The organism is Roseobacter cerffii (genome assembly GCF_054226325.1).
Genome location: NZ_CM135757.1, coordinates 3,225,078 through 3,249,752, shown reverse-complemented (window position 1 = coordinate 3,249,752; position 24,675 = coordinate 3,225,078). Strand labels below are relative to the sequence as shown.

Annotated in this window: 20 protein-coding genes and 1 tRNA gene; 11 read left to right on the top strand and 10 right to left on the bottom strand. The window is 61.2% G+C overall.

Annotated elements, in window-relative coordinates; genetic code table 11:
• Positions 1–2: 2 nt before the first annotated feature.
• The 3 genes from ACVC7O_RS15780 (at position 3) to ACVC7O_RS15770 (ending at position 5,390) form a co-directional block, all read left to right on the top strand.
• Positions 3–890 (top strand): branched-chain amino acid ABC transporter permease, encoded by an 888-nt coding sequence (locus ACVC7O_RS15780; RefSeq protein ID WP_458323070.1) that lies wholly within the window; start codon positions 3–5, stop codon positions 888–890.
• A gap of 75 nt (positions 891–965) precedes the next feature.
• Complete coding sequence (locus ACVC7O_RS15775) at positions 966–1,925, top strand: acetamidase/formamidase family protein (RefSeq protein WP_458323069.1); 960 nt, start codon at positions 966–968, stop codon at positions 1,923–1,925.
• A 1,236-nt stretch (positions 1,926–3,161) separates the two neighbouring features.
• A complete protein-coding gene (locus ACVC7O_RS15770; RefSeq protein ID WP_458323068.1) occupies positions 3,162–5,390 on the top strand; it encodes a calcium-binding protein in 2,229 nt (742 codons plus the stop codon).
• A gap of 311 nt (positions 5,391–5,701) precedes the next feature.
• Here the strand turns inward: ACVC7O_RS15770 and ACVC7O_RS15765 are convergent, their stop codons facing one another.
• A complete protein-coding gene (locus tag ACVC7O_RS15765) occupies positions 5,702–6,865 on the bottom strand; it encodes a S8 family serine peptidase (protein WP_458323067.1) in 1,164 nt (387 codons plus the stop codon).
• Positions 6,866–7,024: 159 nt separating this feature from the next.
• On the opposite strand from ACVC7O_RS15765, the gene ACVC7O_RS15760 reads away from it, so the two are divergent.
• On the top strand, positions 7,025–7,615 hold the full coding sequence (locus tag ACVC7O_RS15760; RefSeq protein WP_458323066.1) for a hypothetical protein: 591 nt from the start codon (positions 7,025–7,027) through the stop codon (positions 7,613–7,615).
• A 4-nt stretch (positions 7,616–7,619) separates the two neighbouring features.
• On the opposite strand, the gene ACVC7O_RS15755 is transcribed toward ACVC7O_RS15760, so the two are convergent.
• Together ACVC7O_RS15755 and ACVC7O_RS15750 are read right to left on the bottom strand one after the other, a co-directional pair.
• A complete protein-coding gene (locus tag ACVC7O_RS15755) occupies positions 7,620–8,156 on the bottom strand; it encodes an RNA polymerase sigma factor (protein ID WP_458323065.1) in 537 nt (178 codons plus the stop codon).
• A 316-nt stretch (positions 8,157–8,472) separates the two neighbouring features.
• Complete coding sequence (locus ACVC7O_RS15750) at positions 8,473–8,985, bottom strand: hypothetical protein (RefSeq protein ID WP_458323064.1); 513 nt, start codon at positions 8,983–8,985, stop codon at positions 8,473–8,475.
• A gap of 598 nt (positions 8,986–9,583) precedes the next feature.
• On the opposite strand from ACVC7O_RS15750, the gene ACVC7O_RS15745 reads away from it, so the two are divergent.
• From ACVC7O_RS15745 to ACVC7O_RS15735, 3 genes are all read left to right on the top strand, one after another.
• Positions 9,584–9,658 (top strand) — tRNA-Gly (locus tag ACVC7O_RS15745).
• A gap of 144 nt (positions 9,659–9,802) precedes the next feature.
• A complete protein-coding gene (locus tag ACVC7O_RS15740) occupies positions 9,803–11,605 on the top strand; it encodes an ABC transporter transmembrane domain-containing protein (RefSeq protein WP_458323063.1) in 1,803 nt (600 codons plus the stop codon).
• A 167-nt stretch (positions 11,606–11,772) separates the two neighbouring features.
• Positions 11,773–13,668 (top strand): acyl-CoA synthetase, encoded by a 1,896-nt coding sequence (locus ACVC7O_RS15735; protein WP_458323062.1) that lies wholly within the window; start codon positions 11,773–11,775, stop codon positions 13,666–13,668.
• A gap of 288 nt (positions 13,669–13,956) precedes the next feature.
• Here ACVC7O_RS15735 and ACVC7O_RS15730 read toward each other — a convergent pair whose 3' ends face one another.
• Positions 13,957–14,631, bottom strand: coding sequence for a PAS domain-containing protein (locus tag ACVC7O_RS15730; RefSeq protein WP_458323061.1), 675 nt, complete (start codon positions 14,629–14,631; stop codon positions 13,957–13,959).
• Positions 14,632–14,849: 218 nt separating this feature from the next.
• Between ACVC7O_RS15730 and ACVC7O_RS15725 the strand changes: the two genes are divergently transcribed.
• Complete coding sequence (locus tag ACVC7O_RS15725) at positions 14,850–15,356, top strand: thioredoxin family protein (protein WP_458323060.1); 507 nt, start codon at positions 14,850–14,852, stop codon at positions 15,354–15,356.
• Between the two features lie 200 nt (positions 15,357–15,556).
• Here the strand turns inward: ACVC7O_RS15725 and ACVC7O_RS15720 are convergent, their stop codons facing one another.
• Positions 15,557–16,114: a hypothetical protein gene (locus tag ACVC7O_RS15720; RefSeq protein ID WP_458323059.1), complete on the bottom strand. Its 558-nt coding sequence runs from the start codon at positions 16,112–16,114 to the stop codon at positions 15,557–15,559.
• A 268-nt stretch (positions 16,115–16,382) separates the two neighbouring features.
• Entirely contained in the window at positions 16,383–16,919 is a 537-nt protein-coding gene (locus ACVC7O_RS15715) for a cytochrome b (protein ID WP_458323058.1), read from the bottom strand.
• 55 nt (positions 16,920–16,974) lie between these two features.
• Between ACVC7O_RS15715 and ACVC7O_RS15710 the strand changes: the two genes are divergently transcribed.
• From ACVC7O_RS15710 to ACVC7O_RS15700, 3 genes are all read left to right on the top strand, one after another.
• Positions 16,975–17,457 (top strand): MarR family winged helix-turn-helix transcriptional regulator, encoded by a 483-nt coding sequence (locus tag ACVC7O_RS15710; protein WP_458323057.1) that lies wholly within the window; start codon positions 16,975–16,977, stop codon positions 17,455–17,457.
• A 168-nt stretch (positions 17,458–17,625) separates the two neighbouring features.
• Entirely contained in the window at positions 17,626–18,267 is a 642-nt protein-coding gene (locus ACVC7O_RS15705; RefSeq protein WP_458323056.1) for a PEBP family protein, read from the top strand.
• A gap of 24 nt (positions 18,268–18,291) precedes the next feature.
• Complete coding sequence (locus ACVC7O_RS15700) at positions 18,292–19,266, top strand: YHYH protein (RefSeq protein WP_458323055.1); 975 nt, start codon at positions 18,292–18,294, stop codon at positions 19,264–19,266.
• Between the two features lie 115 nt (positions 19,267–19,381).
• On the opposite strand, the gene ACVC7O_RS15695 is transcribed toward ACVC7O_RS15700, so the two are convergent.
• The 4 genes from ACVC7O_RS15695 to ACVC7O_RS15680 all read right to left on the bottom strand — a co-directional run bounded on the left by ACVC7O_RS15695 (position 19,382) and on the right by ACVC7O_RS15680 (position 24,667).
• Entirely contained in the window at positions 19,382–21,019 is a 1,638-nt protein-coding gene (locus tag ACVC7O_RS15695; RefSeq protein WP_458323054.1) for an ABC transporter ATP-binding protein, read from the bottom strand.
• An 82-nt stretch (positions 21,020–21,101) separates the two neighbouring features.
• Positions 21,102–21,914, bottom strand: coding sequence for an ABC transporter permease (locus ACVC7O_RS15690; RefSeq protein ID WP_458323053.1), 813 nt, complete (start codon positions 21,912–21,914; stop codon positions 21,102–21,104).
• A 211-nt stretch (positions 21,915–22,125) separates the two neighbouring features.
• Positions 22,126–23,082, bottom strand: coding sequence for an ABC transporter permease (locus ACVC7O_RS15685; protein WP_458323052.1), 957 nt, complete (start codon positions 23,080–23,082; stop codon positions 22,126–22,128).
• A gap of 4 nt (positions 23,083–23,086) precedes the next feature.
• Positions 23,087–24,667, bottom strand: a complete 1,581-nt coding sequence (locus ACVC7O_RS15680; protein WP_458323051.1) for an ABC transporter substrate-binding protein — start codon at positions 24,665–24,667, stop codon at positions 23,087–23,089.
• Positions 24,668–24,675: the final 8 nt, after the last annotated feature.

The window sequence follows — 24,675 nt, the reverse complement described above, 5'->3', positions numbered from 1 at the left end:
AGATGGATCAACTCGTACAGCAGCTTATCAATGCGCTGAGCCTCGGTGGCATCTACGCTATGCTGGCCCTTGGTCTGGCCATCGTCTTTTCTATCGTGCGGCTCATCAACTTCGCCCACGGCGAAATCATGACCTTCGGGGGCTACGGCATCTTTTTGTCCATGGTCTTGGGCTTTCCTCCGGTGGCGGCATTGTGCATCGGACTGGGCGCGGCTGTGGTCATGGCGCTGGCGATGGAGCGCACAGCGTTCCGCGTGATGCGCGGAGCGGATGTTATTTCGCTTCTGATCACCAGCTTTGCTGTCTCCGAAATTTTGAAGGTGCTGTTCCAGAACGGCATTTCAGCACGACCCGTGCCAATCTCCTTCCCGCCCGCCTGGTCCAGCTCGTACCAGATCGCAGGCATGACCATCGGTGTGGCCCCGACGGCGTCGATCCTTGTGACGATCTTCTCGCTGGGATGCCTGACCTTCGTGCTGCGCCGTCTCGCCATCGGGATGGCGATGCGCGCCGCGGCAGAGGATCTCGACATGCTGCGCATGCTGGGTGTTCGGGCCAACAGGGTGGTCGCCGCCGCCTTTGCCATTTCGGGCCTTTTGGCGGGTGTTGCTGCCGTGATTTGGACCGCCCAACGTGGGTCTGTCGATCCGATGATGGGCTTTTTTCCCGTGCTCAAGGCCTTCATCGCAACCGTACTTGGCGGGCTGGGCAGCCTCGGCGGCGCGGTGCTGGGCGGGTTTGTCGTGGGCTCACTCGAAGTGCTGACACAAGCCTTTCTCCCTGATTCACTGGCGCCTTATCGGGATGCTATTGTGCTAAGCGCGGTGATCGCCGTGCTGCTAGTCCGGCCAGATGGCCTGTTACCGGCCCGCAGTGGCGCGCGATCGTAGGTGCCGCGGCCCATTCGAAGTCGACCCGGCATAGAGCCGGCTCTGAGCTGAACGCTTGTCTGATGGAGCAAACCCATGTGCAAAAAATGCGACTACACTATCCACGGCGCGCAACATCATTTCGGCTGGGACAATTCCATCGCCCCGGTGGAAACGGTCGCGCCCGGATCAACATTGCTCTGCCACTGCATGGACTCCTCGGCGGGCCAGCTTGGCTCCTCGAGCACTGTTGCGGATGTCACCGCCCTTGATTTCGGCAAGATCAATCCTGTTTCCGGGCCCGTCTACGTGGACGGGGCGGAACCCGGCGATGCGCTGAAGATCACACTTGAAGAATTTGCACCGCGCGAGACGGATGGCAGCGCTTGGGGCTGGACTGCCAACATTCCCGGCTTCGGTCTTCTGGCCGACCAATTCGAGGACCCGGCGCTGACGATATGGACCTACGATGCAGTGACGATGGAGCCTGCACTCTGGGGTGATATGGGCCGCGTACCGCTCAAGCCCTTCACCGGCACAATCGGTGTCGCACTCGCCGAACCGGGTCTGCACTCCATCGTTCCACCCCGGCGCACAGGCGGCAATCTGGATATCCGAGACCTGTCTGTTGGTACGGAGATATATCTGCCTGTTGAGGTGGCAGGCGCCCTTTTCTCGGTCGGCGATACGCACGCCGCGCAGGGGGATGGTGAGGTTTGCGGCACCGCAATTGAAAGCCCGATGGATGTGACGCTGACGCTCGATCTTGTCAAAGACGCCAACCTTGCGATGCCTCGCTTTACCACACCGGGCCCCGTGACAAACCATCTCGATGTGAAGGGCTATGATGTCACCACAGGCGTTGGGCCCGACCTGATGACGGGAGCCCGCGATGCGGTGGCGGGCATGATCGATCTGCTCACAGCGCGTCATGGGATGCCTGCGGTTGATGCCTATATGCTGATGTCCACCTGTGGGGACCTGAGAATCTCAGAAATCGTGGACATGCCGAATTGGGTCGTCTCGTTCTATTTTCCCCGCATGGTGCTTGAGTGAACTGCGAATCTGATATCCGCTCGGAGCCTGACCGGGCCAACCGTGGAGCAATTTAGGATGCTCGGTTGGTCACATCCAGTTTGGCCTGAAGACAATCAAGACATTCGCAATTTCAGACGAAGACCGCAGGCGGCGGCAAATCTAGCGGAGGACTAGGACATTGCGGGCAGACCAGTCGGACAAGAAAATCGCATCGGCTCTTTGCTGTTTTCAGTTATGCATACAGCGGCAGGTCGTCTTGAACTTGGTCAGGCATACAGGCGGCACCTCGGATCCTATGATGAAGAAAACGAACGCTGTCCCCCCGCCGATGGCAATGGTCACCCTGCGCAAGATATCCCTGCACCCCAATTGTCGTAACCGCTTCAGGTGGTCGCTGACAGAAGGGTGATGGTTGCCACAGGCGCTGAACGAATGGCGGCGCTGCCATCTTCGGATAGGTTCTGCAATGCGGGCAAACACGAATGGAAGAGTTGCTGTACGCAGCAGTCATGGCAAAAGCGCCAGAAAGGCGTTCAGAGATGTCACGACAAGACGCGGTGGCCTTTTTGGATTCCTCCAACGGCTGGAACGATGATTATTGTTCACAGGCGAAGGACGGACTCCGCACTAATGTCACAGCGATACATTCAATACTTGCTATATAGTTTGGCACCGCCATCGCCGTCGTCTTCCCGGTATTGCGCGTCTGCACATCTCGACCCACCAGTGCGCACGGATCTAGACTTTTGCATCACTTCGATCAGACTTGAAGCGACGGCTTAAGTAACCCATTCGATGGGCCGTACCGGAGTCACGCCGACCTACGAGAAGCCGGAGACTTTCGGAACCATTTAGCTGCAGCTTGGTCAAACCAAGATAGACACCACGGTTAGGTATCTCGGTGTCGAGATCGAAGACGCTCCAGATATCGCCGAAGCCATTGAAATCTAATGCTGCGAGGCCGCTTACAAAAACGGCCCTAACGGGACCTTGGCATGACCATTGCGCTCTGCAGTGCAGTGCTGCCGTTTGGCCAACTGCAGATTTTGCGACTGGGGCGAATGCTTCATCTAGCGGGCGAAGCTGCGATACTCGACAGCAATCAGAGAGCCCATTCCAAATACTCAAAAATACTTTGAACCATTCTGCACCGCGGGACGACCAACGGATATCTCGGCGGCTTGAAGCGCAGTCAGTTTCGTTCGTGAGGAGCCGGCGAGGATTTTTTGAAGCCATTTATGTATGGAGAATCCAATGCCACGTTTTGACTTTTTCAACCTGATTTTTGGTAACGGCAACATTCACGGCACAGACAAGAATGACCTCATTGTTGGCTCGTTCGACGATGATCACGTGACGGCCAAAGATGGCGACGACCTCGTCTTTGGCCTGTTTGGCGATGACGAACTCGCAGGCGACCTCGGCGATGACACGATGTTCGGCGGTGTCGGGGATGACACGGTCGAAGGCGGCGATGGAGAGGATTATCTCTCCGGTGGCTTTGGCGATGATGTCGTGGTTGGCAACAAGGGCGACGACGAGATGTTCGGTGGGCGCGGCGACGACCTGCTGGTCTGGAACAACGGCGACGGCTCGGACCTGATGGACGGTGGCAAGGGCTATGACGTGCAGCAGGTCAACTTCGACACAGATCTGGTGAATAATGACCTGCAGAACGACGATGTGGCGGAGTTCTCGGTGACCGACGAGGGCATCCAGTTCGCCCGCATCGAAGTGAACGGCCAGACCGAACGCGGGCTCTTCCAGCTCGACATCCGCAACACCGAAGTGCAGGAGACGAACTTCGGCGGCGGTGACGACAAAGCGGTGATCACCGGCGACGTGCTGAACGAGATCAAGCTCGACCTCGACGGTGGCGACGGTGTGGATACGCTGGACCTGAGCGAGGCGGCTGAGGCCATCAAGGTGGACCTCAAGAAAGGAACGCTGAACGACTCCCATGCTGTGAACTTCGAGAATGTCGTGGGCACTGCGTTCGACGATAAGATCGTGGGCGACCAGCAGGACAACATTCTGTCGGGCCAGGACGGCGAGGACAAGCTCTTTGGCAAGAACGGCGACGACATCATCGCCGGTAACAAGGGCGACGACGAGATGTTCGGTGGGCGCGGCGACGACCTGCTGGTCTGGAACAACGGCGACGGCTCGGACCTGATGGACGGTGGCAAGGGCTATGACGTGCAGCAGGTCAACTTCGACACAGATCTGGTGAATAATGACCTGCAGAACGACGATGTGGCGGAGTTCTCGGTGACCGACGAGGGCATCCAGTTCGCCCGCATCGAAGTGAACGGCCAGACCGAACGCGGGCTCTTCCAGCTCGACATCCGCAACACCGAAGTGCAGGAGACGAACTTCGGCGGCGGTGACGACAAAGCGGTGATCACCGGCGACGTGCTGAACGAGATCAAGCTCGACCTCGACGGTGGCGACGGTGTGGATACGCTGGACCTGAGCGAGGCGGCTGAGGCCATCAAGGTGGACCTCAAGAAAGGAACGCTGAACGACTCCCATGCTGTGAACTTCGAGAATGTCGTGGGCACTGCGTTCGACGATAAGATCGTGGGCGACCAGCAGGACAACATTCTGTCGGGCCAGGACGGCGAGGACAAGCTCTTTGGCAAGAACGGCGACGACATCATCGCCGGTAACAAGGGCGACGACGAGATGTTCGGTGGCCGCGGCGACGACCTGCTGGTCTGGAACAACGGCGACGGCTCGGACCTGATGGATGGCGGCAAGGGCTATGACGTCCAGCAGGTGAACTTCGACACCGATCTGGTGAATGATGACCTGCAGAACGACGATGTGGCGGAGTTCTCGGTGACCGAAGAGGGCATCCAGTTCGCCCGCATCGAGGTGAACGGCCAGACCGAACGCGGGCTCTTCCAGCTCGACATCCGCAACACCGAAGTGCAGGAGACGAACTTCGGCGGCGGCGACGACAAAGCGGTGATCACCGGCGACGTGCTGAACGAGATCAAGCTCGACCTCGACGGTGGCGACGGTGTGGATACGCTGGACTTCGACCAAGCATCAGGTCCCGTCAGCGTGAACCTCGAGACCGGCGCGATCGAGATTGACAATGGCGCTGGCCAAGACGCCTCTGCGGTCAACTTCGAGAATGTCACCGGGACCGACAGCAACGACGTCATCGTCGGCAACGATCAGGACAACGTCATTCGCGGCGGTGCCGGAAATGACATCATGTCGGGTGGCGAGGGTGCCGACACCTTCGTATTCTTCGAAGAAGATATCGGCGTCGATGTCATTCTCGACTTCGAAGTCGGCGTCGATCAGTTGGCGTTCGTCACAACAGACCCCAACGTGACGACCGAAAACCTGCTCGCGAACTTGAGCCAGGTCGGAGACGACGTTGAGCTGGCTGTCAACAACAAGGTGATCACATTCGAAGATGCCGTGGTCACGGACTTTGGCGCTGATGATTTCATGATTGCGTAGGTAAATGTAACGTCGCAGCGCACAGCCCCGCCAGCTTCCGGTTGGCGGGGTTTTTTGTTTGTCCGCCAGTCCGCCGAAGACCCGATCCGGCCCCAATTTGTCTGGGTTATAGATGCCACGCATCACACCGCTGCCCACTTGGCAGCGATCAATGTGGATGGGCTTGGTCCGTACACTAGACCGCCGCCCGAGCCATGGACCATATCTCACAGAGGGTCGACGAAGCGCGTATGCCCGCATTTGCGACCGGGATTCATGGCGCTCACAATGCGCGGGCCCCCACAACGGGTAACACTTGGTTGCCCGTCAAATCATTCGGCACAAACGCCGTTTGCCAGGGCAAGCCCATATCCAAACACTTGGTCGCGCCCGGCCGGGCCAAGTTCTGCGCTTGTTTGGGCAAGCCGATTGCGGACCTCGGAGACATCGCGTGCGGCCACAACCGCCGGGTCGGCTGCCAGACGCGCTGTGACGAAGGGGGTGGCAATCGACGTGCCCGTGACAAAGCGCGCCCGCCCGTCAGAGGAGATCAGGACATCAACACCGGGTGCGGCGACATCGACATGCGGCCCACGGACCGCGTTGCGATAGATCCGGCTGTCGACATCAACAGCTGTGACCGCAATCACCTCCTCAAAACCCGCCGGATAGAGGGGATCGACACTTGGACCGTCATTGCCAACAGCGGCGACCAGAATGAGGCCGCGGTCTGCCGCGCGCTCGACGGCCAGGTTGAGCAGCTTGTTGTAGGGGCCGGCCAGCGCAAGGTTGACGAGGCGCACATCCTCATCCGCCAACCAATCCAGCGCGCGCACCAGAGCGTCCGCCCCAGCGACCAGATCCGCGGTCTGTGACCGACCAAACACGTTGGCGCCATAGAGCTTTACGCCCTGCAAACGGCCGGGATCGGCCAAAACCGCTGCCACATCTGTGCCATGGGTGGTATCGGCGGAAGGGCCTTCAAAAAAGGTTCTGGTGATGACCTGGGTGCCCGCCAGCGCAGGCGATGCCGTATCGATTGCCGTGTCAATCACACCAATCGGCACGCGCGCAGGGCATCCGCCGTCCGTCCAGCGCATCATAGCACCAGCGTAATCGAGCGCTTGCGCGGAACCCTGTTGCTGCAGGCGATAGGCGTGGTTGACCCCAACCGTCGACGCGGGAACTGCCGCCTCGAGCGCCACGATCGCCTCCGCACCCGTCACTCCGTCGGGCATCCGATAGGTCATCATCGTCAGGTCAAGTCCGCCGAGCCTGGTGACCTCAAGCTCTTGATATCCTGTCGATTCAGCCACTTCACGCATCTGGGCGGCACTTTCCACATCCGGCACCAGCGCGATGATCTTCCGCGGGCCCACGACATCAGCGACGTCGGCATCCGGTGTTGGGGTTTCCTCCAGCGCGGCGCAGCCAAGCAGTGCAAGACCAGCGGCGACAGCTATCCAGCCCCGAAGGATACGTGCAACCTGTGACATGTGCTTCTTTCCCTCTCGGCTGACCATTCGCTGGACGCGACTTCTCGCCTAGGTTGATAGTGTTGAGCGGTGTGTCGATTCAATCAAGAGCTGAAAAGCTGGCACGCATCACAATAATTTTGAACCATTCAGCGCATTCATGCGACAAAGAAGCGAACCGTGTTAAGAAATGAGCGTGAACGCGTGGATCGCGACCAGGATATACTCAACTACCTGCAGGATCGTCTCACCGCGGCGGATCGAGAGGCTTTTGAAGGCGCCATGGCCCGCGATGCCTCTCTCGCAGCTGAAGTGGATGTGATGCGCGCCGTTCGCGCAGAGCTTGCATCAGCACCACGCCATGAAAACGCCGATGCTGTTTGGGATCAGTTGTCGGTCGAAATAGATGCCATGCCGACGACGGCAAACGACAACAAGCGCCCCTGGCAACAGATGTTGAAGTATGCAGCGGTTGCCGTGATCGCAGTTGCTGCCTGGCAGGTCACTGTCGGGCCCCGGATCAATGGTGCACCCGACGGATTCCGCACCGCAAGCGAAAAGTCCGAAGCTTTCAGTTTCCAGGTGAAGTTCGTCGACGCGGCGACCCTCGGAGAGATCGCCGCTGTGCTTGTCCCGCTCGGCGGCACGATTTCGGACGGTCCGAGCGCGCTTGGCCTTCTGCGCCTGTCTTTTGCGAATGCCAGCTTAGGTGAAGAGGCGATTGTGGTCCTGGAAGAGCGCACAGACTTGGTGGAGTTTGTGGCGCAGTAATGCGCTATCCGCGCAAGCATCTTTCAAGGCACCGCATCAACGCCTGTTTCGCATTGTAAATGCGTGTCTTGATGGTGCCGACGGGCACCGCTTCGACCTCAGCAACTTCCGGATATGTCAGGTCTTCCAGGAATGCGAGGCGAATGGCAGCCCGCTGCGGCCCCGATAACCCCTCAATGCAGCGATGCAACCGCGCGCGTTCGGCGGCGGCGATGGCTGCCGCCTCCGGATTTGGCGCCGTATCCTCATGCTCGGGCACCTCCTCGACGTAAGAGAGCTTCCCCTGCTTGCGCAGCGCATCAACCAGTTTGTTGCGAGCAATTGAGAAGAGCCACGTCTTGACGCTCGACCTCTCGGCAAAGCTGCCCGCCGACCGCCACACATCCAGCATGGTGTCGTGGACACAGTCCGACGCAAGCTCCGCATTGCCAGACCGCGAAACTGCAAAAGCATACACAGCTTCATTGTGGCGCAGGTAAAAGGCATGCATGGCACGCTTGTCGCCAGCCCCAATTTGCTTGATCAGATCGATGTCATCCATGGTCGCTGATCCGCACCTGACCGAACTTGGTTGCCCGATAGCGGATGCCATCCGGCACAGATCTGTTCAATACCAAACTTGTCTGCATTTCTCGGAGGCTGTCGGGCGCCGAATTCCACCAAGTAACGTTAGTCACATTGCGGGCATTTTCGTGGTAGCAGCCAACCCTCCGGTGATTGGCTCTAGCTGCAAAACCAAGACGCGCTTTGATGCGGTGTGTATTTGCAACGTCATCGAAAGAGTGCATTCAACAATTGCGAGTCGATTGCCGTTTGTGCGACCACCCCCTCCAAGTCCGATCTACCAAAACTAACCCTCACCCACACACCCGCGGCCGGACCGCGCGATGCCGCTTGAGATCGCGATACTCGAAATGGATAGGTGGTCGGAACACCTCCTTTGTTCGCCGCTCGGGAAAACGCAGATGACCGCGCCAGGACAGGATCAAGCGCTGGGTCTCCAACTGCGGAAACGTAAGCCCGATCTCATTGCCGACGGGCAGGCGGAGATATTCCGTTCGGACCGTCTGGCACATCAATAGCTCTGACGTTTCCGCCAGCGCCATCTGCCCGGGAGCCGCCGTGGATAGGTCAATGATGTGCCCGCCCTTGATGCCCGGGTTGCGTATCTCGAAGGTAAGCGGCGCCTTCAGTTCAAAATGCTCGGTCAGCGCGCCGGGGCCAAAGAGCGCCTGCTCGCCTTGCCAAACGAGACCTGTGGCAAAGCGCACTCGGTACGTGCCCGGCGGCACGAGAACCCTGAAGAAGTCGCCGCCCTGAATGTAAGCCGCCAAGGCCGCCGTATCGGTCTCGCTGTCGATCAGCGTCACGACATAGTCCCGGCCCGCCTGCGATTTGACCTGCAAAGGAAAGACAGCGGGCAGGCCCGTCCGGTTCCATAATAAACCTAGGGGAGGCGGCTCTGGCACGCTATGCGCCCGTTGCGCCAATGCAAGGCCGGGAAGCGTGCCATGGCCGAATAGACAAAACATGACAAAGACGAACGCTCTGATTAGATGAGACATGGTGTGGATTTTCCCACATCAGAAGCCTGATGTCACCGGCGGCTGAAAGGCAGATTCCGCTCCACCAGATGAGGGGTACTGCGAAGCGCCCGCCGTCTCGGCAAGGTGTTGGTCGGTCTATTTTCATCCTACTTTTCGAACTGGCTTGCGGAGGCGATTTTCTATCGGCTGGTCGTGTAGGCTTGGTTTCGATGGCGGGCTTGGCGCGGCACCCCAAAAAAACTGCACTCATTACTTTGGGGGAGCGATGCTCGCGGCGGGCACGTCACACGAATTGCTCAAACGAATTTCAATCAAACCTCTCCGTTCCTGTGAAAACTGTATGCAGGTAAACGCTTTAGAGCCGCTGGCTATTTGCTGACTTGACCCTCTGTGCCGCTTGGCCTATCACCAACCGCGCTGAGCGGGCGTCGTATACTGGCTATTACCTCAGCCTTCCAAGCTGATGAAGCGGGTTCGATTCCCGCCGCCCGCTCCAGAGCTTTTTCCTGTACATGCGATTGAACTAACGACATTGCCCAAATCGCGGCATATGCGCGCTTTGGCTGTGCAAACTGGGGCGGTCCCTTGACCCTTCTCGCGCGGGCAGCCATGACAGATGAAGGAAGAGGAAGGGGATCACATGGCAGAGGCAACGCCACCCGCGCCCGGGCAGACTGAGGAGCGGGCAAAGTCAAAGAAGATCGGTGCTTTGGCGGCCCTGTGGCCCTTTGTCTGGCCTTATCGCCGGTTGCTCTTCGCCGCCCTTGGTGCCCTTGTGACCACCGCCGTGGTGTCACTGACGCTTCCCATGGCGGTCCGCCGGGTCGTAGACAATTTCGACACGGAAAACGCCTATATTCTCGACCAGTACTTCGCTGCGGCCCTTGGCATCGCAGCACTTCTAGCGATTGGGACCGGGCTGCGGTATATGCTTGTTACTCGCCTTGGTGAAAGGGTGGTGGCTGACATTCGCAAGGCCGTGTTCGACCGCGTGATCTCCATGAGCCCGTCGTTTTTCGAGCAGGTGATGACCGGCGAAGTGCTGAGCCGGATCACCACGGATACGACGCTGATCCTCTCCGTCATCGGCTCTTCTGTTTCCATTGCCTTGCGCAACCTGCTGATCTTTGTTGGCGGGTTGGCCCTGATGCTGCTGACCTCGCCGAAGCTGACCGGTTTGGTACTGCTGATCGTCCCAGCCGTGATTATACCGATCCTGGTGCTGGGGCGGCGTCTGCGTGTGCTTAGCCGCGAAAACCAGGACTGGATCGCGGCCTCATCCGGCAACGCCTCAGAGACGCTCTCGGCGGTTCAGACCGTGCAGGCCTTCACCCATGAAGCCGCCAGCCGCGAACAGTTTTCGCATGTGACCGAGCTGTCTTACAAGGCCGCACGACGGCGCATTTCGACCCGCGCCTTGATGACCGTGATCGTGATTTTCCTGGTTTTTGCAGGCATTGTCGGAGTGCTCTGGATCGGCGCGCGCGATGTGCGTGCGGGCGATATGAGCCAGGGCGCGCTGGTGCAATTCGTCATCTATGCGGTGATGGTGGCCGGCGGTGTCGCCGCGCTCTCCGAGATCTGGGGCGAGTTGCAGCGCGCCGCGGGCGCCACCGAGCGATTGGTCGAATTGCTGCAGACTGACGACACGGTGCAGGACCCGGAGGAGGGTTTGTCGCTGCCCGACCCAATTGAGGGGCGCATCGCCTTCGAGGGGGTGACATTCGACTATCCGTCCCGTCCCGGCATTCACGCTCTTGATGGTGTGAACCTTACTATCGAACCGGGTGAAACCATCGCCTTTGTTGGCCCGTCAGGCGCGGGGAAAACCACGATCATCCAGATGATCCTCCGATTTTACGATCCGGCATCCGGTCGGATCACGCTTGATGGGGTCGATCTGGCGAAGTTGCGACGCGACACCTTCCGCAAGGCCGTCGCGCTGGTGCCACAGGATCCGGTGATCTTTGCAGCCTCCGCGCGCGATAACATCCGCTTTGGCCGGCCCGAGGCGAAAGATGCCGAGATCGAGGCTGCCGCAAAGGCCGCTGCGGCGCATGAGTTCATCTCGGCTTTGCCGGACGGTTACGATTCATACCTCGGCGAACGGGGGGTGATGCTGTCTGGCGGACAGAAGCAGCGCATCGCCATCGCCCGGGCCATCCTGCGGGACGCGCCAGTCCTGTTACTCGATGAAGCGACCAGCGCGCTGGATGCGGAAAGCGAACGGGCAGTACAGGCCGCGGTTGATACGCTGAGCGCCGGGCGCACCACGCTGATTGTCGCACACCGCTTGGCAACGGTGAAGAAAGCCGACCGAATCATCGTGCTCGACGAAGGCCGCGTGGTCGCCAGCGGGCCGCATGACACGCTGGTGGCGGAAGACGGCCTCTATGCGCGTCTGGCCCGGCTGCAATTCACCGATGGGATGGCGGCGGAGTAGCCCTTCCCACCGGATCACACCCCTCCGATGTCCTTACGTCAGGCCGATTTTACGCAGCGTCCCGGCGGTGTGAGCGCGCGCAGAACGCTTGCACAAAGATGCGTTAGGCCGCATCCTCTTTGCCACGGAGAAAAAGCCCGAAAGCGGGCGGTTTGGGAGGAATTTGGATGAGTTTTGCCGGGATCGAGGACCGCGACGCAATCGAGGCAGCGATGCCGTGGGAAGACCGCCCGCTGCCAAAAACGCTGTACGGGATGCTGAGCCAGACGGCGGAGAAATTTCCCAACCACAATGCGGTCAGCTACCAGATTTTCTCCGGTCCAAAGGACAAGGCCGAAACGCTCACGTGGTCGGCCTTGAAGGATCAGGTCACCCAGACCGCCAACCTTTTCCGATCCCTTGGCGTGGGCGAGAGCGACGTGGTCGCTTATGTGCTGCCGAACGCGAATGAAACCGTGCTCGCGTTGTTGGGCGGCGCGGTTGCTGGCATCGTGAACCCCATCAACCCGCTTCTGGACGCCGAGCAGATCGGCTCGATCCTGCGCGAGACCAATGCGAAAGTCGTTGTCACCTTGCGGCCTTTCCCCAAGACTGATGTGGCCGACAAGACCGCCGAAGCCGTGGCGCTGGCGCCGAATGTCAAGACGGTGCTCGAGGTGGATTTGCTGCGCTATCTCACGCCGCCGAAGTCCTGGATCGTGCCGCTGATCCGGCCCAAACGCAGCGTGCAAAACCATGCCACGTATATGAATTTCATGGCTGAAGTGGCCAAGCAGCCCAAAGCCTTGAGCTTTGCCGACAGCGAGGGCGACCGCGTCGCCTGTTACTTCCATACGGGCGGCACGACCGGCATGCCCAAGGTGGCGCAGCACCTCTATTCAGGGCTGCTCTATAACGGATGGATCGGCACGGAACTGCTCTTCAGCGAAGAAGACAACATCATTTGCCCGCTGCCGCTCTTTCACGTCTTTGCCTGTCACGTGATCCTGATGGCCGCGGTGACATCGGGGGCGCATGTGATCTTCCCCACGCCGCAGGGCTATCGCGGCGAGGGGGTGATGGACAACTTTTGGAAGCTGGTGGAGCGCTGGAAGATCACTTTTGTCATCACTGTACCCACAGCGATTTCGGCGAAGATGCAGCGCCCGATTGATGCCGATGTGAGCACGGTGAAGACCGCTTTCTCGGGCTCGGCGCCTCTGCCGCTGGAGCTCTTCCGGCGCTTTGAGAAAGCCACCGGCGTGACGCTCGTGGAAGGCTATGGTCTGACCGAGGCGACCTGTCTTGTGTCCTGCAACCCGGTGGATGGCGAGAAGAAGGTGGGCAGCATCGGCATCCCGTTCCCCTATTGCAAAGTGAAGATTTACAAGGCCACCGAGAACGGCCCCATCGAGGCGGACGTGGATGAGATCGGTGAGATTTGCGTAGCAAATCCGGGTGTTTACGTTGGGTGCACCTACACCGAAGAGGAGAAGAACAAGGACCTCTATTTCGGGGATTATCTGCGCACGGGCGATCTGGGCCGGGTTGATCCGGATGGTTATCTCTGGATCACCGGGCGCGCCAAGGACCTGATCATTCGGGGCGGACACAACATTGACCCTGCGGAGATCGAGGAGGCGCTGCTGCACCATGATGCGGTGGCCTTTGCCGGTGCCATCGGTCAGCCCGACGCGCACGCGGGCGAGGTGCCCTGCGCCTTTGTCGAACTGGTGGATGGTGCCAGCGTTACCGAGGAGGAGCTGCTGGCCTTGTGCAAGGAGCATGTGCATGAGCGCGCGGCCCATCCCAAGCATATGACGATCATGGATGAATTGCCCAAGACGGCGGTCGGCAAGATCTTCAAACCCGACCTGCGCAAGATGGCGATCACCCGCATCTACAACCAGGCGCTGGAACATGCCGGTGTTGCGGCACGGGTTGTCAGCGTGGTCGATGACAAGAAGCGCGGGCTGGTGGCACAGATCGAACCCAATGGCGCGGGCGAGGATGCGATTGCCCATGCTCTGAGCGCGTTTGTCCGTCCCTGGGAACTGGCCAGTACCGCCGTCGCCGCCGAATAGGCCAGGCGCGGTTCAGCCTGCCAACGGGCTGCACCATTCGATCATTGAGCTTCGGCATGTGGTCCCGAGGGTGCGCGGGCGACGCCGCGTTTCCGATCCTGGTTATCGGTGGGTAACACCACCGCGCGCGCAACGGATGTGGCGTGCTTTTGCGCCACGCGGCGGTTCGATCAGATATGCCAGCATTTCAAGGAAAATCCGACGTCGGTATCGCGTCGGTATAACGTCGGTATTTTGTCGGTGCGCCGTCGGTTTTGCGGGCGGATGCGCGGTGTCTGGCGCTAAGTGTTAATTCAACAACCTTGCCAAGTGCTCCGGGTCGCGCCCGGCAAAACCACTCGCACTGAAGGCCTCTTCGCGTTCGGCGGCAGTGCCGTCGGTCATGCGTATGCTGCTGTTCTTCACCAGCATGTTCTTGACGCGGGTGAAGGCGGCGCCATAGCGCATGGCGATCATGTCGAGACGGTAGGTGTCGTGAATGTTGACGTGGTGTGGACCAGCGCGCGTGCCGTGCCGCAAGCTCCTCTGGGCACGGTCGATCAGGGCACTGGTCTGCGCCAGCGTGCCGCCCGTCTGGGTGGGCCGGAAATCGTGCTGGCACCCCATGAGAAGGGTGCGGTGGCGATCCACGTGCAGGGGCTGGATGGACAGGAGATTGAAAAAAATGCTGCCATCCTTGCGGTAGTTGATGACACAAAAGGCGTCGGAACTGCGACGGCGGCAGACATCCGCAATCTCGTCGGTGGCGGTGCGGTCGGTCAGTTGGCCCTGTAGTAAGCGGCAATTCTGCCCGATTGCCTCGGTCGCGGAGTATTGCGTCAAGGTTTCGAAAGCGGGGTTCACGTAGATCAGCGGCGTATCATGGTGATCGGGATCGGCAATGCTGATCGGGATGGTCAACGCGTCGCACACCACTTGAAGCCCCGGCGGAAGCTCGGCTGGCAGGTGTGCGTCGTCCAGCATCTTGGAAAGGTCCCCGTCTTTGGCGCTGTCGTTCGATATTTACACTTTTTTAAGGATTATTGCGAGTCACAGGGTCTTATCCGCGATCTGGTGGCCCATGTCGGGGGCGGAGGATGACGACTTGTGCACGCGATTGTGACAAACGCCGCGCGGAAAGCTTTTGCGTGCTGCGTGTCGTGGCCCTAGGCTCCGGCCAGCTTTAGATGGAGCCCCGACACATGAGCAAATCCCGCAAATCGCAAAAGCGCAGATCGAAGTCGAAAGCCGCCTCGTCATCTCAGATCGCGGAGCCGTCCCGCCGTGACGCGCTCAAGCTGATGCGCAATGGTGCGATTGCTGCGGCTGTCGTCGGGGGTGGTGGCTATTTCGCCATGGGCTCGTTCCGGGCCTATGCCGCCGAGCATGACCTGAGCCGTCTGGGGCAGGGCAAGCCTACGGTTGTCCAAGTACATGACCCGCAATGCCCGACCTGCACCGCACTTCAGAAGCAGACCCGGAAGGCGTTGAAGGAGTTCGGCGAGTGCGACCTGGTCTATCTGATCGCGGATATCAACACGCCCGAGGGGCAGGCCTTTGCCGTGCGACACGGCGTGGGCAATGTCACATTGCTCTTGTTCGATGGGCAGGGCGGTTTGCAGCAAACGGTGCAGGGGATGCAGTCGAAAGACCAGCTGATGCCGATCCTGCGTGGGCACCATGAAACGCATGCGGTGACGTCTGGCTAGGCCAGGGGCGGTGGCGCCCCGGTGCCATCGGCAGTCCCCAGTTGATCAGCGCGCCGCTGTTTTCCCGGCGGTTGGCCAGCAGTCCGCTGCGGTTTTCGGGCGGTGGTATAGGTGCTCACCTGCATGGGTGGGGTGGCCCGCCAATACGCTGTCACGATCCGCCTTGGCGCATTGTGATCTCCGGGTCGGGTCCCGGCCCGTCAGGAGGGTTTGTAGATCCATGTCGCCAAAGCGGCCTCGGCCTCGGCGCAGGGGGTCAGGGTAAGATCGCGCGACATGAACGGGCCGGCGGTTCGGCTCTGCGCACCGACCACCACGCATTGATCCGGAGCGGAGTTCAGGGTGATGCGGCCGGTTTCGGGATTGAACAGGAACTGCTGATCCCCGTTTGCCGGGTCGCAATCGAGCAAGGCGAAGGGGACAGCCCCGTTGTCAGGCGCGGCATAGGTCATGCATTTGTCGGCGAAGGGGACCGAGCGGATCTGTAAGGTGGCCCGGTCGTAGTCAAACTGTGTATCGCCGCCCTGCGGTTTGCAGGAATGCGCTTGCAGGCTTTCGGCGAAGCCGCGCCCCAGCGTATCGATGCACCATCCGAGCCCGTCCGCCTCATCCAGATTGTCGGCGAGATAGATGACCGGGGCGCCTGGCTCCGGCTCTGCAAGCCCGGCGAAAGGCAGCGTCACGAAGGCCAAGCCGAGCCCGGTGGCGAGGACGGTCGCGTAGGTCTTGAAGCGCCCAATCAGATTTTCCCTGTTCATGTCGCGACTCCTTAAGGTTAGCCTGCTAAGTTATGTCGTCAGGTGTCTCTGCTCTGTTCTACGGGCATCGGGTCGGTTTCCGTCGGAAGAGGTTTGGATGCTGGCGGTCACCCGCTGGTGGGCGATGAGGCTGAGGCGAAGGCGGACCGAAGCGCGTTGAAGATTGGCGGGCGGATTAGGTCCCTGCGCGAGGCGAGCATCCCAGGGGCAAACACCGAGGCCAGATCCCCAGACGACGCGCGGGCGGGCGACGTCCCAACCCTCGCGTCTATCCCTTCAGCATACGGTCGAGCGTTGGGTCCTTGTCGATGAAATGATGTTTCAAAGCTGCGCCGATATGAATGATGACGATGAGCGTGATCGCTTTGCCCGCAACGCTGTGCATCTCGGATGCGACAGAGACGATCCAGGGGATCTCGACCTGCGCAGGCAGTGTAAACCAGCCAAAAACGTCAATTGAGCGGCCCCGGAAGACGGTGAAGGCGATCCCGGACAGCGGCATGATCAGGATCCCTGCAAGCAGGGTCCAATGGGCGAATTTCGCAGCGCTTTCTTGCCAGGAGGGCCCGGTTGCCGAGGCAGGCGGCGGGAAGCCCTCGAGGAGGCGCCAGGCCACACGCCAGATGCCGTAAACCAGAACAAGCACGCCAATGGAGCGGTGAATGCCAATGAGCGGTCCACGGGCGCTGCGCTCCAGCCCGCCGTACTCGAGATAGAGCCCGAATGCCAACATCCCGATCATCGCAATCGCAATCAGCCAGTGATTGATGCGCGAGATCACGCCATATGTGGAAGGAGATGCCATGGGTGGTCCTCATCTTGGATTGCAAACCATTAATAGTTTGGATACTAAGTGTGATATGAAAAAGCGCAAGTACCTGCTGCATCCGATGCTCCATTCCGCCGATCTGATCGAGGATCGGCTGCGGCGACAATTGTCGCCACTGGGTGTGCGGCCACGGCAGGCGCGGGTGTTGAACGCGCTGGACCGGATGGGGGAGGCGAGCCAGGTTGAGCTGACACGGGCCTTCGACATCACCGCGGCGAGCATGAGCACGATGACGGACCGGCTGTTGGCCGCGGGCCTGATCTACCGGCGGATCGATCCGGCGGAACGACGCACCCATATTCTCGGCCTGACCAAGAAGGGCGCGACACTGCTCGACGAGATCAGAGCCGCCTGGGGCGAGATCGACCGGATCATCATCGAGGCGATTGGCGAAGAGGAGGCGAATGCACTTGCGGATAAGGCGACACGGCTTCGCGTCGCTCTTGGGGGTGAGATCCCCGGTAGGCGGGCCGTCAAGGCGCGGGCGCGCAACAGGCAAGGGCAGACGTCATAGCGGGCGGCATGGCCCTGACGTGATCTGCGCTTCTGTCGCGATGCCGGAGCGCCCAATGGGCGGATCGCCGCCTTTATGGGGCGCATTTTGGGGCTGCGGCTTCCCGCGCGCGACGGAAACCAGAGGGGGTGTCGTTCAACCTGTGAACACCTGTTCGGGAGTGTTGTTATGAAGTGCTTGTCACTAGCGGCTCTGATGAGCGGTCTGTCGGTCTCGCCGCTGACCGCCGAGACCTTCTCAGCGGATGTCTGGGCTGACAATTGGTTCGCCATGTCCGTCAATGGCACGCCGGTCGCGGAAGACAGTGTGCCGATCACGACCGAGCGCTCCTTCAACGCCGAAAGCTTTCAGTTTGAGGCGGATCGGCCCATGGTGATCGGTCTGATCGCCAAGGATTTCATAGAGAACGACACCGGCCTTGAATACATCGGCACGCGGCGACAACAGATGGGCGACGGCGGGTTGATCCTGCAGATCAGGGATGCCGCGGGCGAGACCGTCGCGGTCAGCAATGCCGATTGGCAGTGTCTTGTGGTGCACAGCGCGCCCCTCGACACATCCTGCGAAGGTGCGTCCGATCCGGTCGCCGGGGTCGCCCCCTGTAGCTTTGACAGCGCCGACGCGCCCGATGGCTGGGACTTGCCCGGCTTTGATGCATCAGACTGGCCGAAGGCCGTGGTCTACTCCGAGCGCGATGTCGATCCCAAGGGCGGCTATGACCGGATCGACTGGGTTCAGGACGCAGAGTTGATCTGGGGCCCGGACCTTGAGCAAAGCAACACCATTCTCTGCCGCCTGACCGTCAACTGACCGCCCCAAGAGGGAGATTGCCGCATGTTCCGTATCTTTTGGTCCTGCTTTTCCCTGGTGATGATCACGATGATCGGGCCGGCGCGCGCCCATGATGACCACTGTGCGGCCATCGCCGCATCGGTCGCAGAGGCCGGGTTCAGTGACAGCGTGACCGTGTCTTGTTCGGACAGCCATGCAACGATCACCTCAGACACCTATCCCGATCACGACATGATGACAGGGATCATCGGCACCAATGAGCAGGTGCCGGTTCCCGCCGAGTATGCCGCGCCCATCATCCTGTCGCCGGTCCTGGGAAGACGCCCGCTGACCCGCGATGCGGCTCTGGGGGTCGCCGTGAATGGCGTGCCGATCTACGACTACACGGCAGGCGGCGAGATGAGTGAAGCTGATCTGGCGCATCATCAGGCCCGGCATGACACGCTGCAGACGCATCAGCTCGACGCCTGCGGCGGGCATGCGGGGCGCGGCGATGACTATCACTATCATGTCAAACCAACCTGCATGATCGAGGCCATGGCGAATGCGGGCGACGACGCGATCATCGGATGGGGTTTCGACGGCTTCCCGATCTACGGAGACAACAATCCGGACGGCAGCATGATCGCCGAGGGGGCGCTGGATGTCTGCAACGGCCAGCCGGACGAGACCTTCGGGTATCGGTATCACACCTCGGATGAGGCGCCCTATATTGTGCAGTGCTTGATGGGCGAAGTCCCGGACTTCGAGAGCCTCCCGCGCGTGCGACCGCTTGTGTCGATGAGAGGTGACGACGTCGCGCCCGGGCGTCCGCCGCGCGGAGGGGTCGATACTCTCGTCTTTACGCAGGGCGATGATGGACACCGCAGCATGGATTACGAATATCAAGGCGTGGCGTACTACATTCGCTATGCGCCTTCGGGCAGAGAGGATTGCTATGAGTTTGTCACCAAGACGGTGACGAATGATGGCAGGATCATCCAGGCTGAGCTGTGTCGGGAGCCGGTGTTTGACTGATCCGCTGCAGCACAGCGGTCATCTAGGTGTTGGTCCTGCGATAGAGTGAGCTGGTGTAAGTGGACCGAGCGGAAGTCTCTCGGACCGCTCTGATGGCAGGCTAAAGCGCGTGCCCTTAGTTGCCAGCACTTTCCATTTTGCGATGTTTCAGCACCTCTTCGAGCCAGCCGAGCTTCATTTCCGGCACAGAACTCAACAAAAGGTCGGTGTAATCGTCAAAGGGCGGGCTGAGGACTTCGGACTTGGGTCCGTAGCGCACGACGCTGCCCTGATACATCACCGCGATGCTGTCGGCGATGGCGCGCACGGTCGCGAGATCGTGGGTGATGAAGAGATAGGCCACGTCTTCGCGGTCTTGCAGGTCCAGCAGCAGCTTGAGGATGCCGTCGGCCACCAGCGGGTCGAGCGCGGAGGTGACTTCGTCGCAGATGATCAGCTTGGGCTTGGCGGCGAGCGCGCGGGCGATGCAGACGCGCTGTTTCTGGCCGCCGGAGAGTTCCGCCGGGTAGCGGTCCTGGAAGCCCGAGCCCAGTTCGATCTGGTCGAGCAACTCCTGGATGCGTTTTTGTTTCTCGGCGCCCTTGAGGCCGAAGTAGAACTCGAGCGGGCGGCCGATGATCGTGCCCACGGTCTGGCGCGGGTTCATCGCGGTGTCGGCCATCTGGTAGATCATCTGCAGTTCGCGCAGGTCGTCGAGGGGCCGGGTGGCCAGGTCGGGTGTGAGCGTGCGCCCGTCGAAGGTGATCTGCCCGGCGCTGGGCGGCAGCAGGCCGGTGATGACGCGGGCGAGGGTGGATTTGCCGGAGCCCGACTCGCCCACCACCGCGAGGGTCTGGCCGGGGTGCAGATCGACGGTGATGTTTTTCAGCACGTCGAAATCGGTGCCCTTGTAGCGGGCGGTGATGTTCTCGACGCGCAGGACGGGGGTGTTCGTCGGTTGCTTTTCCTCGTGGCGGATCGAGCGCACGGAGACGAGCGCCTTGGTGTAGTCTTCTTGCGGGTTGTTGATGATCTGGCCGGTGGTGCCGTATTCGACCATGGCGCCCTGCTGGAGCACCATGATGTGGTCGGAGACCTGGGCCACCACGGCGAGATCATGGGTGATGTAGAGGGCGGCGACCCCGGTGTCGCGGATCGCTTCCTTGATGGCGGCGAGCACGTCGATCTGGGTGGTGACATCGAGGGCGGTGGTGGGCTCGTCAAAGACCACCAGATCGGGCTCGGGGCAGAGGGCCAGCGCGGTCATGCAGCGCTGGAGCTGGCCGCCGGAGACCTGGTGCGGGTAGCGGGAGCCGATGTTTTCGGGATCGGGCAGGCCGAGCTTGCGGAAAAGCTCCACGGCGCGGGCCTCGGCTTGGGTCTTCGTGAACTTGTTCTGGAAGATCGCCGCTTCGGTGACCTGCTCCATGATCTGCTTGGCGGGGTTGAAGGAGGCGGCGGCGGATTGGCTGACGTAGGTCACCTCGCCGCCGCGGAGTTTGCGCACGTCGCTGAAGGGGGCTTGCAGGATGTCGCGCCCGTTCACTTCGACGCTGCCGCCCGTGATTTCGACACCGCCGCGCCCATAGGCCATGGAGGCGAGGCCGATGGTGGATTTGCCGGCCCCGGATTCGCCGATGAGGCCGAGGACCTTGCCGGGGGCAAGGTCGAAGTCGACGCCGTGCACGATCTCGATGTCGCGGGATTTCTCACCGGGCGGGTAGATGGTGGCGCCGATCTTGAGGCCACGGACTTTCAGGAGCGGGTCGGTCATGGGGTGTCCTTGATCGGGGCGTCGGCTGGTCTGTTTGGCTGCGCCAAAGGCGCCCACCCGCCGACCCTTGAGAGGCTGATGCTCATCCTCTTCCTCCCTTCAGCGAGGTGGTGCGGTTGAGCACCCAGTCGGCCACGAGGTTGATGGAGATGCAGAGGACGGCGATGGCGAAGGCGGGGTAGAGCGCTGCGGCGATGCCGTAGTTGATGCCTTCCTTGTTTTCCTTCACGATCCCGCCCCAGTCGGCTTGTGGGGGTTGCACGCCCAAGCCCAGGAAGCTGAGCGTGGAGACGAAGAGCACGGCGAAGATAAAGCGCAGGCCCATTTCAGCGACGAGGGGCGAGAGCGCGTTGGGCAGGGTTTCGCGGAAGATGATCCAGCCGATTTTCTCGCCCCTGAGCCGGGCGGCTTCGACGTAGTCCATGACCGTGATGTCGACGGCGACGGCGCGGGCGAGGCGGTAGACGCGGGTGCTGTCCAAAAGGCCCATGAGCACGATCAGGATGGTGATGGTGGTGGGCATGACCGAGAGCACGACGAGGGCGAATATCAGCGTGGGGATCGACATGATGAGGTCGACGAAGCGGCTGAGAGTCTGGTCGATCCAGCCGCCGGAGACGGCTGCGAAGAAACCGAGGACGGAACCGAGGACGAAGCTGAGGGCGGTGGCGGCGGTGGCGATGAAGATCGTGGTCTGGCCGCCGTAGATCATGCGCGAGAGCAGGTCGCGCCCGATGCTGTCGGTGCCGAGGAGGAACTGATCCGAGGGAGGCTCCCACACGTCACCGACGACTTCGGCCATGCCGTAGGGGGCGATGAGCGGGGCGAAGATGGCCACAAGGAAGAAGAGGCTGGTGAAAAAGAGGCCGATGAGGGCGGCGAGGGGGACTCTCATGTTTGCAGCTTTCGGGGGTGGCGGCGGGACGGCGCTGTTGCGCTGGCGCGCAAGGCGCCCCGCCCGCCGTCCCTTGTTTGGGGCTTGAAATGGAGAGGGGGAGGCGGACTCCGCAGGTTTGCGTTGCAAACCCGCTCTGTCCGCACGCGGCGCCCCTGCGGGACGCCGGGGTCCGCACGAAATGACCGCGTCAAATCTCTGATTTGTGTGGTCATTTTGGGTGTCTCAATCTGGGATTGGTGAGGATCGACACTAGATCCGCGATGAGGTTCAACCCGATGTAGACCGCGGCGAAGATCAGCCCGCAGGCCTGCACCACCGGCACGTCGCGTTTGCTCACATGGTCCACCAGGTACTGCCCCATGCCGGGGTAGGCGAAGACCACCTCGACCACCACGACGCCCACCACCAGATAGGCGAGGTTCAGCATCACCACGTTCACGATGGGCGCGATGGCGTTGGGGAAGGCGTGCTTGCGGATGATCTTGAGCATGCCGAGGCCCTTGAGCTCGGCGGTTTCGATGTAGGCGGATTGCATGACGTTGAGGATCGCGGCGCGGGTCATGCGCATCATGTGGGCGAGCACCACGAGGGTGAGCACCATCACGGGCACGGCGATGGCGTTGAGCTTTTGCCACACGCTCATGCTGTCGTTGATGATCGCCACGGACGGGAACCATCCGAGCTGGATCGAGATCCAGTAGATCAGCACGTAGCCGATCATGAACTCCGGGATCGAGATGGTGGTGAGGGTGACGGCGGAGATCAGCTTGTCGGGCCAACGGTCCTTGTAGCGGACGGCGAGGAGGCCGAGGAAGATCGCCAGCGGCACGGCTATCACCGCGGCCCAGAAGGCGAGAAAGAGGGTGTTAGAGAGGCGTCTGCCGATGTCTTCGGAGATGCTGCGCCCGGAGGTGAGGGCGGTGCCGAGATCGCCGGTCAGGATACCGCCCAGCCAGTCGAAATAGCGGGTAAGGGCTGGCTCGTTGAGCCCCAGTTCGGCGCGAAGGTTGGCGAGGGCTTCGGGGGTGGCGGACTGGCCGAGGATTTGCTGGGCCACATCGCCGGGCAGGATCATCGTGCCTGCGAAGATCAGGATCGAGACCAGGATGAGGAGCAGCAGACCCAGCGCCAGGCGCTGGATCAAAAGCTGCATCATAGGGGACATCTGCTTATACGACCCACATCCTCATGGGCGCGTAGTTGTGCATCAGGCTGAAGCCCTTCACGCCTTCGATGAAGCCCGCGACACGGTCGCTGCTGGCTTCGATGAAGTCGTTGAACATCGGGCAGATGAGCCCGCCTTCGTCGCGCAGGAGCGTGCCCATGTCGGCATACATCTGCGTGCGTTTGGCCTGGTCGAGCTCGGCGCGCGCGGCGACGAGCAGCTGGTCGAACTGTTCGTTGAAGAAGCGCGTGTCGTTCCAGTCGGCCGAGGACTGGTAGGCGGTGGAGAACATCTGGTCCTGCGTCGGCCGGCCGCCCCAGTAGGAGGTGCAGAAGGGCTGCACGTTCCAGACCTCGGACCAGTAGCCGTCATTGGGCTCGCGCTTGATCTCCAGCGGGATGCCTGCGGCCTGGCAGGACTGCTGGAAGAGCGCGGAGGCATCGACGGCGCCCGGGAAGGAGTTCTCGGAGGTGCGCAGCAGGATCGGGCCATCGACGCCCGCCTTGTCGAAGTGGAACTTTGCCTTCTCGGGGTCGAACTCGCGCTGTTCGAATTCGGTGTAGAAGGGGTAGGAGGCGTTGATGGGCGTGTCGTTGCCCACCGAGCCATAGCCGAAGAGGATCTTGTCGACCATCTCCTGCCGGTTAATCGCGTGCTTCAGCGCCAGCCGCAGGTCGTTGTTGTCGAAGGGCGCGGTGTTGCAGTGCATGATGAAGACGTAGTGCCCGGGCCCGGAGGTCTGGTGCACGGTGATGTTGGGCGCGCGGGCCACGAGGCCGGCGGTGCGCGGCGGCACGCGGTCGATCAGGTCCACCTGGCCCGATTGCAGGGCGGCGACGCGGGCGGTGTTGTCGTTCAGCACCAGCATCTCGATGGTTTCGGCGTTGCCCAGATCACCCCAGTAGTTGGGGTTCTTCTCGGCCACGAAGCGGACGCCCATGTCCACTTCCTTCATGATGTAGGGGCCGGTGCCGATGGCGGCGGTCGGGTCCTCCTTGCCGCCGCCCGGCTGGATCATCAGGTGATAATCCGTCATCAGATAGGGCAGGTCGGCATTGGGGCTTTTCAGTGTGATTTCAACGGTATCGCCGTCAGCGCGCACGTCGTCGATGTCGCGCAGGAGGCCAAGCGCACCTGATTTCGTGTCCTCGCCAGCGTGCCGGTCGAGCGTTTCGACCACGTCCTGCGCGGCCACGTCCTGGCCGTTCGAGAAGGTGATCCCTTGGCGCAGCTTGAAGCGCCAGACTTTCGCGTCATCCGAGCCTTCGAAGCTTTCCGCGACCTTACCGGTGATGCCACCGTCGTCATCAAGCTCGACCAGCGGTTCGCCCCAGAAGCGCGCGGCCTGCAGGGCCACGGTGTTTGTTGCAAGGGCCGGATCGAGGCTGTCGGTGGTGGACCCGCCCTGGGCTGCCATGCGCAGGGTGCCGCCCTTCTTGGGCCCGTCGGCCCGGACCTGGCTTGCGATCATCGCGTTGGCCATCGCGGCAGTGACACCCAATGCGGCGGCGCGACCGATGAAGTCGCGGCGGCTCATCAGGCCCTTGGTCACACGGGTGCTGAGGTATCTGAGTTCGTCGTTCATTGGTGTCT

Excerpts from the sequence above, each read along its gene's own strand:
- ACVC7O_RS15780 (WP_458323070.1), top strand. The coding sequence starts at position 3 with ATGGATCAACTCGTACAGCAGCTTATCAATGCGCTGAGCCTCGGTGGC.
- ACVC7O_RS15775 (WP_458323069.1), top strand. The coding sequence starts at position 966 with ATGTGCAAAAAATGCGACTACACTATCCACGGCGCGCAACATCATTTC.
- ACVC7O_RS15770 (WP_458323068.1), top strand. The coding sequence starts at position 3,162 with ATGCCACGTTTTGACTTTTTCAACCTGATTTTTGGTAACGGCAACATT.
- ACVC7O_RS15765 (WP_458323067.1), bottom strand. The coding sequence starts at position 6,865 with ATGTCACAGGTTGCACGTATCCTTCGGGGCTGGATAGCTGTCGCCGCT.
- ACVC7O_RS15755 (WP_458323065.1), bottom strand. The coding sequence starts at position 8,156 with ATGGATGACATCGATCTGATCAAGCAAATTGGGGCTGGCGACAAGCGT.
- ACVC7O_RS15740 (WP_458323063.1), top strand. The coding sequence starts at position 9,803 with ATGGCAGAGGCAACGCCACCCGCGCCCGGGCAGACTGAGGAGCGGGCA.
- ACVC7O_RS15735 (WP_458323062.1), top strand. The coding sequence starts at position 11,773 with ATGAGTTTTGCCGGGATCGAGGACCGCGACGCAATCGAGGCAGCGATG.
- ACVC7O_RS15730 (WP_458323061.1), bottom strand. The coding sequence starts at position 14,631 with ATGCTGGACGACGCACACCTGCCAGCCGAGCTTCCGCCGGGGCTTCAA.
- ACVC7O_RS15725 (WP_458323060.1), top strand. The coding sequence starts at position 14,850 with ATGAGCAAATCCCGCAAATCGCAAAAGCGCAGATCGAAGTCGAAAGCC.
- ACVC7O_RS15720 (WP_458323059.1), bottom strand. The coding sequence starts at position 16,114 with ATGAACAGGGAAAATCTGATTGGGCGCTTCAAGACCTACGCGACCGTC.
- ACVC7O_RS15715 (WP_458323058.1), bottom strand. The coding sequence starts at position 16,919 with ATGGCATCTCCTTCCACATATGGCGTGATCTCGCGCATCAATCACTGG.
- ACVC7O_RS15710 (WP_458323057.1), top strand. The coding sequence starts at position 16,975 with ATGAAAAAGCGCAAGTACCTGCTGCATCCGATGCTCCATTCCGCCGAT.
- ACVC7O_RS15705 (WP_458323056.1), top strand. The coding sequence starts at position 17,626 with ATGAAGTGCTTGTCACTAGCGGCTCTGATGAGCGGTCTGTCGGTCTCG.
- ACVC7O_RS15700 (WP_458323055.1), top strand. The coding sequence starts at position 18,292 with ATGTTCCGTATCTTTTGGTCCTGCTTTTCCCTGGTGATGATCACGATG.
- ACVC7O_RS15695 (WP_458323054.1), bottom strand. The coding sequence starts at position 21,019 with ATGACCGACCCGCTCCTGAAAGTCCGTGGCCTCAAGATCGGCGCCACC.
- ACVC7O_RS15690 (WP_458323053.1), bottom strand. The coding sequence starts at position 21,914 with ATGAGAGTCCCCCTCGCCGCCCTCATCGGCCTCTTTTTCACCAGCCTC.
- ACVC7O_RS15685 (WP_458323052.1), bottom strand. The coding sequence starts at position 23,082 with ATGTCCCCTATGATGCAGCTTTTGATCCAGCGCCTGGCGCTGGGTCTG.
- ACVC7O_RS15680 (WP_458323051.1), bottom strand. The coding sequence starts at position 24,667 with ATGAACGACGAACTCAGATACCTCAGCACCCGTGTGACCAAGGGCCTG.